General features: G+C 49.1%; 10 protein-coding genes, 1 other RNA gene and 1 pseudogene. 6 read left to right on the top strand and 6 right to left on the bottom strand.

Annotated elements, in window-relative coordinates; all coding sequences use genetic code 11:
- Positions 1–25: 25 nt before the first annotated feature.
- The 6 genes from tdcA to garP all read right to left on the bottom strand — a co-directional run bounded on the left by tdcA (position 26) and on the right by garP (position 6,918).
- On the bottom strand, positions 26–964 hold the full coding sequence (gene tdcA, locus OGX67_RS24480; RefSeq protein ID WP_003024882.1) for a transcriptional regulator TdcA: 939 nt from the start codon (positions 962–964) through the stop codon (positions 26–28).
- 1,292 nt (positions 965–2,256) lie between these two features.
- Positions 2,257–2,633, bottom strand: an RNA gene (gene rnpB / locus OGX67_RS24475) — RNase P RNA component class A.
- Between the two features lie 32 nt (positions 2,634–2,665).
- Positions 2,666–3,811, bottom strand: coding sequence for a glycerate 2-kinase (gene garK / locus OGX67_RS24470; RefSeq protein WP_199880196.1), 1,146 nt, complete (start codon positions 3,809–3,811; stop codon positions 2,666–2,668).
- A gap of 65 nt (positions 3,812–3,876) precedes the next feature.
- Positions 3,877–4,767 carry a 2-hydroxy-3-oxopropionate reductase gene (gene garR, locus OGX67_RS24465; protein ID WP_003840019.1) on the bottom strand — a complete coding sequence of 297 codons (891 nt, stop codon included), beginning with the start codon at positions 4,765–4,767 and terminating at the stop codon, positions 3,877–3,879.
- Positions 4,768–4,797: 30 nt separating this feature from the next.
- The gene (gene garL / locus OGX67_RS24460) at positions 4,798–5,568 is read right to left on the bottom strand and encodes a 2-dehydro-3-deoxyglucarate aldolase (protein ID WP_003840018.1); all 771 of its coding nucleotides are present in this window, start codon (positions 5,566–5,568) and stop codon (positions 4,798–4,800) included.
- A 15-nt stretch (positions 5,569–5,583) separates the two neighbouring features.
- Positions 5,584–6,918: a galactarate/glucarate/glycerate transporter GarP gene (gene garP, locus OGX67_RS24455; RefSeq protein ID WP_003024898.1), complete on the bottom strand. Its 1,335-nt coding sequence runs from the start codon at positions 6,916–6,918 to the stop codon at positions 5,584–5,586.
- Positions 6,919–7,321: 403 nt separating this feature from the next.
- On the opposite strand from garP, the gene garD reads away from it, so the two are divergent.
- The 6 genes and pseudogenes from garD (at position 7,322) to OGX67_RS24425 (ending at position 14,776) form a co-directional block, all read left to right on the top strand.
- The gene (gene garD, locus OGX67_RS24450; protein WP_286527723.1) at positions 7,322–8,893 is read left to right on the top strand and encodes a galactarate dehydratase; all 1,572 of its coding nucleotides are present in this window, start codon (positions 7,322–7,324) and stop codon (positions 8,891–8,893) included.
- A gap of 355 nt (positions 8,894–9,248) precedes the next feature.
- Positions 9,249–10,507 (top strand): annotated as a pseudogene (locus OGX67_RS24445) (ABC transporter substrate-binding protein).
- Between the two features lie 78 nt (positions 10,508–10,585).
- Positions 10,586–11,530, top strand: a complete 945-nt coding sequence (locus OGX67_RS24440) for a carbohydrate ABC transporter permease (RefSeq protein WP_057064126.1) — start codon at positions 10,586–10,588, stop codon at positions 11,528–11,530.
- Positions 11,531–11,540: 10 nt separating this feature from the next.
- Positions 11,541–12,365 (top strand): carbohydrate ABC transporter permease, encoded by an 825-nt coding sequence (locus OGX67_RS24435; protein WP_003024907.1) that lies wholly within the window; start codon positions 11,541–11,543, stop codon positions 12,363–12,365.
- An 11-nt stretch (positions 12,366–12,376) separates the two neighbouring features.
- The gene (locus OGX67_RS24430) at positions 12,377–13,483 is read left to right on the top strand and encodes an ABC transporter ATP-binding protein (RefSeq protein WP_003024911.1); all 1,107 of its coding nucleotides are present in this window, start codon (positions 12,377–12,379) and stop codon (positions 13,481–13,483) included.
- Positions 13,484–13,519: 36 nt separating this feature from the next.
- Positions 13,520–14,776: a Gfo/Idh/MocA family protein gene (locus OGX67_RS24425; protein ID WP_003840006.1), complete on the top strand. Its 1,257-nt coding sequence runs from the start codon at positions 13,520–13,522 to the stop codon at positions 14,774–14,776.
- The last annotated feature ends 9 nt before the right edge of the window (positions 14,777–14,785 follow it).

Genomic DNA, 14,785 nt, shown 5'->3' with positions numbered 1-14,785 from the left:
TTTTGTGTTAAAACAATTTCAATATTTAATCAATTTCAATTAATTGCCTTCGTCTCCGACAATTATATGATGAATACTCTTTGGCTAATTCCACCAAAATAGATGCTGCTTTTTTAATTCGATAATTTTTCGACCACACGGCGGCATAACGCGCGACGGGTAAGGTTTCTTGTACCGGGATAGTAATAAACTGGTTTGAGCCAAACGGTGTGGTCATATCGCAGGGAATTACTGTTAAGAAATCAGCATTGAGAACAAGATTATAAATGGTGACGACGGAGTCAGTATTAACGATGTTTTCACTGCTGATGCCATTATTCTGTAACGTGGTAAGAAGTTCGCTGTAGTACCCCATATTCGTTTGTGGCAACACCCACTGTTCGTTTTTCAACGCGCTCAGCGAGGTGATGCCGGTGCATGTTCGGGACTTGCTGGCAACCAGGATAAAGTCTGACTCAAAGAGCGGCTCCACATGCAGATCGTGCAATTTCATCTCATCGCTAAGCGTACCGATGGCAAAATCCAGACGCCCGTCACGGATTGCCGGTAAGAACGAGGAGAGCTGAGCTTCATACATAGAAACCTGTGCTTTCGGGAATACCTCTTTGAATTTTTTAATCATGCCGGACATGATGGTGAAGGCAATCAGTGAAGGAAAACCAAACGACACATCAACGACCGCATTGCTCGTCATGCTGTTCATCTCATCAACCATGTTTTTCATTTCACGGGTAATTGATTCAGACCATGAGAGCATCACCTGACCTGCCTGAGTCAATGTCACACCAGTATTTTTACGCACAACTAACTCAATACCAAAATAAGCCTCAACATCGTTGATGATTTTACTGACAGCGGGTTGAGTTAAACCTAATTCTTTTGCAGCTGAGCCGATAGAACCGCTTCTAATGACTTCCTGAAAGACCACTAAGTGCTGTGTTTTAGGGAGTGTAATAGTATTCATATCGACCTGCGTTAATTACTTTGTTGACGGCAGGAAGTGTATCAAATTAAGCAAACAAGGATATGTGCTACCCCTCACAAATCCCCTTGACTTACATTTTGTAAGACTATTATGAGAATTGAAATCCTTTATTAATCAGATAGATATTAAATACCAATCTCACTTTACCCTGACTTTAATCAAAAAAAGATGGGGGGATAACGATTTTTTATGGCTATAACATCGCCATTTTATCTGTTATTTCTAAAAACCAGGAAAGGCTATATTTCAATCAATTACAGCGCAATTATCGGGCAGAATGACACTTAAATTTAATGAGTAATTTATCAAATATAATTATATTTTACCGTTTGTGGTGATTAAATAACGCCATGCATCACATTTTTTCGCCATATTTGTTTGCAAAGAAACATTGCGTTTATTAAAATTCAATCTATATAATACAAATAATTATCACATGCAACATTATATTAACACTGATTTTGTACACTTTATTAGCGCGTAATTTTGTGATGGCGATCGATTGCGTTCGATTATTCTCGATAAAAACGTATCGCGCAGCGTTTTGTGCTAGCCATCACAAAAACGGAAATATCCCACAACGCATTCCCTCAAATAAAAGACGTTCAGCGCATAAATAAAGGTCAAATAAAGAGTAGATGAAGAGAAAATAAACGCCAGAATCGTGTTAAACCAAGCGTAACGCGACAGGTAAAACGTCTGCCGGATGGCGGTGTAAACAACTTATCCGGCCTACAAAACCCGTTCCAGCCATCCCTGTAGGCCTGATAAGCGCAGCGCCATCAGGCATAACAACCTGCCCAGAAAGCAAAAAAACCATCAAAGCGAGGTTTTATAAAGAGTGAAGCTGACCGATAAGCCGCGTTCTTTTGAGCATAGCGTCGTGGACAGTCATTCATCTGGCCTATACGGAAAGCAAAAAACCCATCAAAGCGGGGTTTTATAAAGAGTGAAGCTGACCGATAAGCCGCGTTCTTTTGAGCATAGCGTCGTGGACAGTCATTCATCTGGCCTATACGGAAAGCAAAAAACCCATCAAAGCGGGGTTTTATAAAGAGTGAAGCTGACCGAGAAGCCGCGTTCTTTTGAGTATAGCGTCGTGGACAGTCATTCATCTGGCCTATCCGGAAAGCAAAAACCCCGCCGAAGCGGGGTTTCATAAAGAGTGGAGCTGACCGATAAGCCGCGTTCTTTTGAACATAGCGTCGTGGACAGTCATTCATCTGGCTTATCCGGAAAGCAAAAACCCCGCCGAAGCGGGGTTTTATAAAGAGTGAAGCTGACCGATAAGCCGGGTTCTGTCGTGGACAGTCATTCATCTAGGCCAGCAATCGCTCACTGGCTCAAGCAGCCTACCCGGGTTCAGTACGGGCCGTACCTTGTGAACCCCTATTTGGCCTTGCTCCGGGTGGAGTTTACCGTGCCACGGACTGTTACCAGCCGCGCGGTGCGCTCTTACCGCACCCTTTCACCCTTACCTGATCCCACTTACGTGGGCCATCGGCGGTTTGCTCTCTGTTGCACTGGTCGTGGGTTTCCCCCCCAGGCGTTACCTGGCACCCTGCCCTATGGAGCCCGGACTTTCCTCCCCTCCGCCCGTCTCCCCCGAAGAGGACGACGACGAAGCGGCGACTGTCTGGTCAGCTTCGGCGCGCAGTATAGAGGGTTTGCGGGGTAATGTCACCCCGCACTGCGCATTCCTATCGCTAACGTGGCAGCGATGTTTCTTGAGGCGCGATAAATATTATCAAATGCCCCACGGAAGGCCTCTTCCAGCGTGCTGATGCTGGTCAATACGCTAAACACCGCATCGATACCATATTGATGCACTACCTCCACATCGCGCGTCAGGCTGCCGCCAATACCAATTACCGGTTTGTGGTATTTCTTCGCGACATTCGCCACGCCAACCGGCACTTTGCCGTGAATACTCTGGCTGTCGATGCGTCCTTCGCCGGTCACCACCAGCGTACAGTCGTGAATATGCTCTTCCAGGTTGAGCGCCTGGGTCACAATCTCAATACCACTGCGCAGGTCCGCGCCTAAAAAAGCCATTAACGCGGCACCCATTCCGCCTGCCGCTCCTGCGCCGGGAACCTCTTTCACCTCAACCCGCAGCGATTTTTTAATGATGTCGGCATAGTGAGACAAATTTCGGTCCAGTTCGAGAATGCGTTCTTCCGTCGCCCCTTTCTGCGGGCCGAAGATGCGCGAAGCGCCAGTATCACCTGTGAGCGGATTGGTCACATCGCAGGCCACGCGAATGGAGCAGGTTTTTAATCGCGGATCCAGACCGGAAATGTCGATGCTGTTGAGGCTCATCAGACTGCCGCCCCCGTAGCCAATCTCTGTCCCGTTAGCGTCGCAAAGTTTCGCCCCCAGAGCCTGCACCATACCCGCGCCACCATCGTTGGTTGCACTACCGCCAATGCCGATAATAATGCTCTGCGCCCCGCTATCCAACGCCTGCAAAATCAATTCCCCGGTACCGCGTGACGTGGTGACTAATGGGTTACGCTTATCGGGAGGTACTAACGCCAGACCGCTGGCTGCCGCCATTTCGATAAACGCAGTTTTACCATCTCCGGACATGCCCCAGCAGGCATTCACTTTTTCGCCCAGCGGCCCCGTTACCCACGCGGAATATTCACTCCCTTGCGTGGCGGCAATCATGGCTTCGACCGTTCCTTCGCCGCCGTCGGCCACCGGAACTGAAACATATTGCGCATCGGGAAATATTTCCCGAAATCCTTTTTCTATTGCCTGAGCGACCTCAGTGGCAGATAGACTTTCTTTATAAGAGTCTGGGGCAATTACGATTTTCATAGTTATGTAGCCTGACTGTGCCGCGCAAGGCAAGAAATACAGGGCGCACATCCGCGCCCTTCTTGTTAGCGTGTGACTTCCACTTTCGCCAGTTTTTCGTAGTAGCATGCGAGCGCGCTGTGATCGGCGGTGCCCAGCCCATCTGCGCGAAGTGCCTGCATCATCTCCATGACTGCAGCAGTCAGCGGCAACTGCGCGCCGACCCCATGAGAAGTGTCCAGCGCATTCGCCAAATCTTTGATATGCAGGTCAATACGGAAACCTGGCTTAAAGTTGCGGTCCATGACCATCGGCGCTTTCGCGTCCAGCACGGTGCTTCCCGCCAGTCCGCCACGGATCGCCTGATACACCAGATCCGGGTTCACACCCGCCTTGGTCGCCAGCGTCAGCGCTTCAGACATCGCCGCAATGTTCAGCGCCACAATCACCTGGTTCGCCAACTTAGTGACGTTACCCGCGCCAATGTCGCCGGTATGTACCACTGAACCCGCCATCGCTTTCAGCAGATCGTAATACTTGTCGAAAATCGCTTTATCGCCGCCGACCATTACCGACAACGTACCATCAATCGCTTTTGGCTCTCCGCCGCTTACCGGCGCGTCCAGCATATCCACGCCTTTCGCTTTCAGCGCGTCGCTGATTTCACGGCTGGCCAACGGTGCAATGGAGCTCATATCGATAAGCACTGTGCCCGGTTTCGCCCCTTCAATAATTCCGCCTTCACCCAGCGCCACTTCCTTAACATGCGGAGAGTTCGGCAGCATGGTGATGATCACGTCGCACTGCTCAGCAATATCTTTCGCCGTGGCGGCGGTTTCTGCACCTGCGGCAATGACTTCCGCAATGGATTCCGGGTTACGGTCAGCAACCACCAACGAGTAACCTGCCTTGAGGAGGTTTTTACTCATTGGTTTACCCATGATACCGAGGCCAATAAAACCAACTTTCATTGTCATGTCTTTATCTCTCTCTACTGTCGATGGTGGTTATTTCTTAAAAGAATCAGCCAGTTTCTGTGTGGCTGAACGGAACACGCCAAGGTCGCTGCCAACGGCAACAAAGGTCGCGCCCCACTCCAGATAACGACGCGCATCCGCCTCTACCGGGGCCAGAATTCCGCTTGGTTTGCCATGTGCTTTCGCGCGGGCAAAAATGTGCTGGATAGCTTTCTGCACATCAGGATGCGACGCATTGCCGAGGTGGCCTAGCGCCGCAGCCAGATCGCTTGGGCCGACGAAGACACCGTCTACGCCTTCGGTCGCCGCGATGGCGTCAACGTTATCAACGCCCTGCTGACTTTCGATCTGCACGATGATGGTGATGTTCTTATTCGATTGCGCAAAGTAGTCCGGTACGGTGCCAAACATATTGGCGCGATGGGAGACGGACACGCCGCGAATACCTTCAGGCGGATAGCGGGTCGACGCCACGGCGTTCACCGCCTCTTCTTGTGTCTCAACGAACGGGATCAGGAAGTTGTAAAACCCAATATCCAGCAGGCGCTTGATAATCACCGGCTCGTTGGTCGGCACGCGTACGACCGGCGCGCTGGCGCTGCCTTTCAGCGCCATCAATTGCGGGATAAACGTCGAGATATCGTTCGGCGCGTGTTCGCCGTCCAGTACCAGCCAGTCAAAGCCTGCCAGACCTAAAACCTCGGTACTGATTGGGCTGGCCAATGCAGACCAGCAGCCAATCTGAATCTGTTGCGCCGCGAGGGCCGCTTTAAACTTATTCGGGAAAATCGTGTTATTCATCGCCTATACCTTTGTTTATTTCTGCAATTCCATACGTTTAATGTCACCGACAATAAACAGGTAGCAAACCATTGCCATCAGCGCCGAACACCCTACAAACATCAGCGCAGCATTAAATGAGTGCAGCTCGCTCACCAGATAACCAATCACCAGCGGGGTGACGATAGAGGCTACGTTGCCAAATACGTTAAATACCCCACCGCACAGACCGACGATTTCTTTCGGTGCAGTATCGGAGATCACCGGCCAACCCAGCGCGCCGAAGCCTTTGCCGAAGAACGCCAGCGCCATCAGCGCGACAACCAGGGTGGTGTTATCGGTGTAGTTACACAGAATAATGGTCGACGCGAGCAACATTCCGAGCACAATCGGCAGCTTACGTGCCAAAGTGATGCTGAAGCCACGTTTAATCAGATAATCAGAGAACACACCGCCGAGCACGCCACCGGCAAATCCGCACAGCGCAGGAATCGACGCCACCAGACCGACTTTCAGGATCGACATGCCTTTTTCCTGTACCAGGTAAATCGGGAACCAGGTAAGGAAAAACCAGGTGATGGTGTTAATAAAATACTGTCCGAAGAACACGCCAAGCATCATGCGGTTGGTCAGCAACTGCTTGATATAATGCAGTTTAGGACCACCTGATTTCACATCGCCGGGCTTTTTATGGTCCATATCCACGACCGCGCCGTTTTCAGAGATAAACTTCAGCTCTTCCTGCGACATACGCGGGTGATCGGTTGGGTTATGAATAAACTTTACCCACAGGCCGGTGAGCACAAAACCGATCACGCCCATCACGGTAAAGACGTGCTCCCAGCCCCAGGCAAAGGTCAGCCAGCCCAGCAGCGGCGAAAACAGCGCCAGGGAGAAATATTGTGCGGAGTTAAAAATCGCAGATGCCGTACCGCGCTCTTTCGTCGGGAACCAGGCGGCCACAATACGGGCGTTCGCCGGGAAGGACGGTGCTTCCGAGAAGCCCAGCATAAAGCGCATGATGAACATTGAAATACCCGCCCAGGCCAGCGGGAACATATCGACAAAACCCTGCAGAAAGGTGAACAGTGACCAGAAGAACAGACTGTAAGTGTAGACTTTCTTCGAACCGAACTTATCCAGCAGCCAGCCGCCAGGGATTTGCATCAACAGGTAAGCCCAACCGAAGGCGGAGAAAATGTAACCCATTGAAATGGCACTGAGCTGCAACTCTTTCGCCACTTCCGTGCCGGCAATAGATAGCGTGGCACGGTCCGCGTAGTTAACGGCGGTAACAATAAATATTATTAGCAATATTAAGTAACGGGTGTGCGTACCTTTCTTTTTTTCGACAACTGTATCCAGTATCATTCTAATTACCTCGGGTACATAAAAGTTTTTATTATTATTTGGCAGATATCCCTGGTGATAAATTACCGATAATAAAAACGTATAATAATTTATCAGACGCAATGAAACCGTGATTTAGTATAATCAGCAGCGCAACGTTAATCATTGTGCAAGCGCTCATTAAACATGCGTTATGAAAATAATGTTTTGGGCATATGCACACATGCGTGGGCGCTAATCCACACATTTACGTATTGCTACCCCTGCTGGTGCGGCCTTGCTGAGTTTAAGTGATCATTGTCACATTCTTCACGATAAACTCCTGACATTCTTATTTCACGATACCGAATCTTTATTACTGACAATAAGATTCAAAATATAAATATCCACACTATTATCACCACTTGTTGGAGAATACTGGACAATGGCCGACATCGAAATTAGACAAGAATCGCCAACGGCGTTTTATATTAAAGTTCACGAAACAGATAATGTGGCGATAATTGTCAATGACAATGGTCTGAAAGCCGGAACGCGTTTTCCGGACGGACTGGAACTCATTGAACATATTCCCCAGGGTCATAAAGTGGCGCTCGTGGATATTCCTGTTCATGGTGAAATCGTGCGTTATGGCGAAGTGATAGGCTATGCCGTTCGCGACATCCCCCGCGGCAGTTGGATTGATGAATCAATGGTTGAGCTGCCCAAGGCTCCGCCGCTGGAGACGCTGCCGCTGGCAACTAAAGTGCCTGAGCCGCTGCCGCCTCTCGAGGGTTATACCTTCGAAGGTTACCGCAATGCTGACGGTAGCGTTGGCACCAAGAATCTGCTCGGCATCTCCACCAGCGTGCACTGCGTGGCGGGCGTGGTGGACTATGTGGTGAAAATCATTGAATGCGATCTGCTGCCCAAATACCCGAATGTTGACGGTGTGGTGGGGCTCAATCATCTGTACGGTTGCGGCGTGGCGATTAACGCTCCAGCCGCCATCGTGCCCATTCGAACTATTCATAATATTGCGCTGAACCCTAACTTTGGCGGTGAGGTAATGGTCATTGGCCTCGGCTGTGAAAAACTGCAGCCAGAGCGCCTGCTGGAAGGTACGCACGATGTAAAAAGCATTCCGGTCGACAGCGCCAGCATCGTCAGCCTGCAGGATGAAAAACACGTCGGCTTTCAATCGATGGTTGCCGATATTTTGCAAGTGGCCGAACGCCATCTGGCAAAGCTCAATCAGCGCCAGCGTGAAACCTGCCCGGCATCAGAACTGGTGGTCGGCATGCAGTGCGGCGGCAGCGATGCGTTTTCCGGCGTGACGGCCAACCCAGCGGTAGGTTATGCCTCCGACCTGTTAGTACGCTGCGGCGCGACAGTGATGTTCTCCGAAGTAACTGAAGTGCGCGATGCCATCCACCTTCTGACCCCGCGCGCGATTAACGAAGAGGTGGGTAAACGCCTGCTCGAAGAGATGGCCTGGTACGATAACTACCTGGATATGGGCAAGACTGACCGGAGCGCCAACCCATCACCGGGCAACAAGAAAGGCGGTCTGGCAAACGTGGTGGAAAAAGCGCTGGGTTCTATTGCGAAGTCGGGCAAGAGCGCGATTGTCGAAGTCTTGTCGCCGGGCCAGCGTCCAACCAAACGTGGCCTGATTTACGCTGCCACCCCCGCCAGCGATTTTGTCTGCGGTACGCAACAGGTTGCTTCCGGGATCACAATACAAGTCTTTACCACCGGTCGCGGTACGCCGTATGGCCTGATGGCCGTGCCGGTGATTAAAATGGCGACACGCACCGAGCTGGCCAATCGTTGGTTTGACCTGATGGACATCAACGCCGGTACCATCGCTACCGGAGAAGAAACCATTGAAGACGTGGGTCTGAAACTGTTCGAGTTTATTCTCGACGTCGCCAGCGGACGTAAGAAAACCTTCTCAGATCAGTGGGGACTGCATAACCAGCTGGCGGTGTTTAACCCGGCGCCAGTGACCTGATTATCGAAACGAAAGCCAACGAAAAAACGGGGATTTGTCCCCGTTTTTGATGTCGATGCTTCAACAAATAAAGTGATAACGTTCGCATTTTAAGAGGTTTTTTTAAACATCTATTTTTTTCGATTCAAACCTACCAAATGAACCTAACGACATGAAATTAAAAGAAATAATACCACCATTGTTTTACGTTATATTTTCGTTTTGATAAAAGAGAAACCTACCGAAAGACGACCTTGTTTTAATGCGATAATCCCCTCTTTTTTACTGCTTTGACTTTCTCCGGTGTAAAACAGATTATTCATAGGCTCCTGTAATTTACCTCATAAGCATTCTGACCTGAATAAAGAGGGAAGTTATGTATACCCTGAATAAAAATAATGTCGCATTGGCTTGTCTTATTTCCTGTTTACTGGCAACTCCTGTCTTCGCGAGTGCTGAAGGCCAGTCGGACGCAAAGCCTGTTAAATTACGCTACACGTTATGGGACCGCAATCAACTCCCTGGCGAACAACAGCTCGTTAATGAATTTGAAAAAGACAACCCCGGAATTAAGGTCGAAATTGAACTAACTCCTTATGACCAGTATTTTATCAAACTCAGTTCAGCAGTCGGTGGAAATGTAGCACCGGATGTATTCTGGATGAACATGCCTAATTTCCAGCAATATGTGAAAAATGGCATGCTGGAACCACTAAGTAGTTATCTGAAAGATAAATCAGCGCCGAAACTGGATGATTTTGTTAAAAGCTCAGTCGATGCCTACCAATACCAGTCGCAACAATATGCCATCCCAAGGGATATTGATGCAATTGCCGTCTGGTACAACAAAAAAATGTTCGATCAGGCTGGTGTGAGTTATCCCGATAAAAACTGGACGTGGAACGATCTAAAACAAAAATCAGATCAGTTACGTAAAGGGCTGGATAAACAGTCTTATCCACTGGCAATGGAATTCAGCAGCGGACAGGATAGTTACTTTAACCTGCTATTACAGGCCGGGGATAAGATTGTACTACCTGAGGGCAAAACGGATGTTGCCAATGACAAAGCTATCGCCGTCTATCGCGATGTTCAAGGCATGCTGAACGCGGGACTAATCCAACCGCCAGGCGAGATGGAAGCCTCAGACGTCTTCCAGTCAAACCGGGTAGCCATGGTCTACGCAGGCTCATGGTGGGCATTACCCTTCTCTCAAAACGAGTTGATTAAAGATCACATCGGCGTAGTGCCAATGCCAAAAATGGCAGAGCAGGCAGGTGTATCCCATAGTCTTGCATTTGCTATGTCAGCCAAAAGTCAGCATAAAGATGCGGCGTGGAAGTTCATTGAGTTCATGAGTTCTGAGCATGCGCAGCAGACTCTGGCTACGGGAAAAGTCGTGATCCCCGCTAACCAAAAAGTGGCCAAAGAGTGGGCTGAAGGCTTTAAGGATATTGATGTTTCAGCCTATATCGATTCGTTGGCTTTCTCACATAAATATCCAACCGCGGGCTCCAATACCGCTAAGTGGAACAGCATTCTGAATGATGGCTTGAAAAAGTGTGGACGGGTACTGACCCAGAGAAAGTCATGCCTGGTGTTGCTAAACGCGTTGAACGAGAAATGCAGAAATAATCCTGAGGGAGCCATGCTCCCTCTCGCTTTCGCCCGCGCAATATACTTTGGTTGCACAGTGAGCACCCCGGAGTCTGTATGAGCTATTCAGATGAAGCTGCATCCCCACAATTACCGGCCAGAGAAGTGCAAAAAAAATCCCTGACCAAGCTGGAAAAAGAAGAACGCTTCTGGGGATGGATAATGATTATGCCGTTACTGGCGGGGTTAATTGTTTTTTACTTTACTCCATTCTTCCAGAACGTTTTTTATAGTTTCACTGACCTGGGAGAGTTTCAGATCTGGACGACGATCAGCTTAGATAACTATATTAATTTATTCAGCGATGATGAGTTTCGTTCAGCAATATATAACACCTTAGCCTATGTTTTTATTTGCGTACCAATAATCACCGTTTTGTCATTACTGCTCGCAATTGGCCTGAATCAGGCGATTCGCGGTCAGTGGTTGTTTCGCACGCTGTTATTTCTGCCCGCTGTCACTATGCCTGCGGCCATTGCTATGGTCTGGCAGTGGTTGATGAACCGAAACTTCGGCTTAATTAATCAGATCCTGGCCTTTTTCGATCTTCCGGCCATCGGTTGGTTATCCGATCCCGATGTCGTCCGCCTGAGCGCCTCGTTGGTTATCATCTGGTCGGCTATTGCGCTGAAGATGATCATTCTGCTCGCTGGATTGCAGGGGATCCCCAAACAAATTTATGAAGCGATGTCGCTGGATGGCATCAGCAAATTTCGTGGATTCTGGTCTATTACCTTACCGCTAATGATCCCCACGTTGTTTTTCGTACTGGTGATCTCTTTTATCGAAACGCTGCAAATTTTCGATGTGGTTTATCTGCTGTTTGGCAGTTCATCCATGGTGGACGATCAGACGATGACTATCGCCTATCTCTTCTATAAATACGCCTTTATCTACCATGAAAAAGGGTATGCCTCAGCGATCGCCGTGGTGATTTTCGTTATCACGATGGTCCTGACGCTGCTGCAAATATGGATTGGTAAACGACTTAAAGCACAGTGAGGCAACCACGATGTTCATGACTAAACGTGAAAAATGGCTAATTTACGGCTTGATGATCCTCGCGACGCTGGTAACTGTGGTTCCCTTCATCTGGATGATCATCACCTCTTTTAAAACCCAGGCAGAAAGCATCGCCTTTCCGCCGATCCTGCTACCTGCCAACCCAGGGTTTCAGGCTTACGGTAAAATCTTGCATGAAATGCCTTTTGGCAGCTTTTACTTTAACTCGATCGTCTCCACGTTGGTCATCGTCATTTTGCAGACGCTGATTGCGGCAATGGCAGCGTACGGTTTCTCCCGACTGCGTTTTAAAGGGCGAGATGTCCTGTTTATGCTGTGTATTTCAATTCTGATGGTGCCCGGTCAGATCTTTTTAATCCCACAGTTTTTAACCGTTGAAAAAATCGGTTTGCTGAACTCAATTCCTGGACTGGTGCTACCGGGTTTATTCAGCATATATAGCGCCTTTTTATTGCGTCAGTTTTTTCTGTCAGTACCTAAAGAACTGGAAGAGGCAGCCATTATGGATGGGTATAACCATCTGACTATTTTCTTCAAAATTATGCTGCCATTAATTAAACCAGGGCTGATTGCCTGCGTCATTATTAACGGATTGTGGAGCTGGAATAACTTAATGTGGCCGCTGATCGTCAACACCTCCATGGATAAAATGACATTACCGGTGGGGTTAGCCTCACTTTCCGGACGCTCAGGCGTGGAATATCCGATGTTAATGGCGGGCGCATTGCTGGCGATTATCCCGATGTTGTTACTTTATATCTTCTTCCAGCGCTATTTTATTCGCGGCATCGCTGGTGCCGGAATTAAAGGATAAGGGGCAGTGTTATGTCAGGTATTCAATTACAGGCAGTAAGCAAAGTCTATCCCAATGGCTTCCAGGCGATCCATGGCGTTGATCTTGAAATCCACGATGGCGAATTCATGGTGTTTGTCGGGCCATCAGGCTGCGCCAAATCAACGCTGCTGCGCATGATTGCAGGTCTGGAAGATATCACTCATGGTCATATCGCAATCGGAGAGAAGTGCGTCAACGACCTGCTACCAAAGGAGCGAGGCGTTGCCATGGTCTTCCAGAATTATGCCCTCTATCCCCACATGACGATTTATAAAAATATGGCATTCAGTCTGTTAGGGAAAATGAGCAAAGAAGAGATTGATATCCGCGTACGGGAAGCTGCACACAAGCTGGAAATAGAGACATTACTCGATAAAAAGCCCGGCCAACTTTCGGGCGGTCAATGTCAGCGCGTTGCCGTTGGCAGGGCCATCGTGCGTAAGCCAGACGTTTTTTTGTTTGATGAGCCGCTTTCCAACCTGGATGCAAAGCTGCGTGTTTCAATGCGCGTGCGGCTGACAGAACTGCATCGACAACTGCGTCACGAAGGCGTGAGCGCAACCATGGTGTACGTCACGCACGATCAGATTGAAGCGATGACGATGGGAGACAGGATTTGCGTTCTTAATGGCGGTCGTATTATGCAGGTGGATACCCCAGGAAATATCTACCATCACCCCAGGAATAAATTTGTTGCTGGTTTTATTGGTAATCCGGCAATGAATATTATGCTGCTTGATATTGAACCCGGTACTCGTGGTCTGCGCCTGGCTGATAATTTAATCCTGCCATTAAATACACGCTTGAGTAACCTACTGGAGCAATATCCGCACTCCAGCGTCTGGTTCGGCATCCGGTCAGAGGCCATTCAGTTAGCCTCGCAGCATGACGTCTCTGCGTTCGATGCGCACATTACCAACGTAGAAAGGATGGGCAACGAAGACCTTCTGCATTTTGATATTGGTGAGCAACATATGATCTTACGTATTAACTCCTCACCCGACTGGGCCCCTCTTCCCGGCGAATCTATCAAAGTGAAATTTAATCTGGAAGCCGCCTTTTTGTTTGATAAAAAACATGAAGAAAATTTGGCCTGACCGTTATTCAGGCTAAGTGAAAAATGAGAGGTTTATATGTGTGCGAATAAAGTGACCGTATTAGTGGTAGGAGCTGGTGCGCGCGGAGAAATATATGCTCGCTATGCGCTTGAACATCCAGACAGAATGCAGGTAGTAGGCGTTGCTGAGCCCAGAGAGGCGTATCGCCAGCAGTTTGTCGCACAGCATAAGATTGCCCCAAATAACGTATTTTGCGACTGGCAAGAGGCTGCGGCCCAACCCAAAATGGCCGACGTAGTACTTATTTGCACGCAGGATAATATGCACAAAGATCCTGCCGTGGCGTTTGCCAATCTCGGCTATCACATTCTGCTGGAAAAACCGCTCGCCCCTACGCCAGAAGATTGCCGGATCATTATTGATGCGGTTAAACGCAACAACGTATTACTGGCCGTCGCGCACGTCCTGCGGTACACCCGCTATACGCAAAAGCTGAAATCACTGCTTGATGATGGCGTAATTGGCGATATTGTCAGCATGCAGCATCTCGAACCCGTAGGTTACTGGCATCAGGCGCACTCGTTTGTACGTGGTAACTGGCGCAATGAAGCAGAATCGTCATTTATGTTATTGCAGAAATCCTGTCATGATTTGGACTGGATCCGCTACATCATGGGCGACAACTGCAAGGACGTAGGATCATTTGGCAGCCTGAGCCACTTTGTGAAAGAGAATCAGCCTGCTGGCGCCGCCGACCGCTGCCTTGATTGTCAGGTTGAAGCAACCTGCCCCTGGTCTGCCTGCAAAATTTATCTGGGTGAAAACCACAAATGCACTCCTCACTTCCGTCGGGTGCTGACTGCAGATCCCAGCGAAGAAAATGTCCGCCAGGCGCTGCGCGATGGGCCTTATGGTCGCTGCGTTTATCGTTGTGATAATGATGTGGTGGATCATCAGGTTGTTAACTTACGTTTTGCCCACCAGCAGACGGTGACCTTTACCATGACCGCATTTACCAAAATGGAAGATCGAAAAACGCGCCTGTTTGGCACCAGAGGTTATCTGGAAGGTGATGGCGAGCAGATCCGGGTGTTTGATTTCCTGACAGACAAAGAAACAGTGCATCAGATCGAGGAGATCGCCGCTGGAACACAAACACAGATGGGGGGACATGGTGGTGGCGATTACTACCTGATGGATCGCTTTATCCATGCAGTGATGGCCAACGATCAAAATATGATCCTTTCTGGCCCGGATGAGTCACTGGAAAGTCACTTAATGGTCTTTGCCGCAGAACGCGCTCGCAAGGAAAACAGTCTGGTTACGCTGTGAAGCCGGAGG

The sequence above is a fragment of the Citrobacter sp. Cf118 genome (genome assembly GCF_030334095.1).
Lineage (GTDB): Bacteria > Pseudomonadota > Gammaproteobacteria > Enterobacterales > Enterobacteriaceae > Citrobacter > Citrobacter freundii.
Note: the sequence above shows the minus strand (reverse complement) of the source record. Positions and strands in the feature narration are given on the sequence as shown.

What these genes read in the sequence shown, in the direction of transcription:
- tdcA (WP_003024882.1), bottom strand. Translation starts at nt 964, where the DNA reads ATGAATACTATTACACTCCCTAAAACACAGCACTTAGTGGTCTTTCAG.
- garK (WP_199880196.1), bottom strand. Translation starts at nt 3,811, where the DNA reads ATGAAAATCGTAATTGCCCCAGACTCTTATAAAGAAAGTCTATCTGCC.
- garR (WP_003840019.1), bottom strand. Translation starts at nt 4,767, where the DNA reads ATGACAATGAAAGTTGGTTTTATTGGCCTCGGTATCATGGGTAAACCA.
- garL (WP_003840018.1), bottom strand. Translation starts at nt 5,568, where the DNA reads ATGAATAACACGATTTTCCCGAATAAGTTTAAAGCGGCCCTCGCGGCG.
- garP (WP_003024898.1), bottom strand. Translation starts at nt 6,918, where the DNA reads ATGATACTGGATACAGTTGTCGAAAAAAAGAAAGGTACGCACACCCGT.
- garD (WP_286527723.1), top strand. Translation starts at nt 7,322, where the DNA reads ATGGCCGACATCGAAATTAGACAAGAATCGCCAACGGCGTTTTATATT.
- OGX67_RS24440 (WP_057064126.1), top strand. Translation starts at nt 10,586, where the DNA reads ATGAGCTATTCAGATGAAGCTGCATCCCCACAATTACCGGCCAGAGAA.
- OGX67_RS24435 (WP_003024907.1), top strand. Translation starts at nt 11,541, where the DNA reads ATGTTCATGACTAAACGTGAAAAATGGCTAATTTACGGCTTGATGATC.
- OGX67_RS24430 (WP_003024911.1), top strand. Translation starts at nt 12,377, where the DNA reads ATGTCAGGTATTCAATTACAGGCAGTAAGCAAAGTCTATCCCAATGGC.
- OGX67_RS24425 (WP_003840006.1), top strand. Translation starts at nt 13,520, where the DNA reads ATGTGTGCGAATAAAGTGACCGTATTAGTGGTAGGAGCTGGTGCGCGC.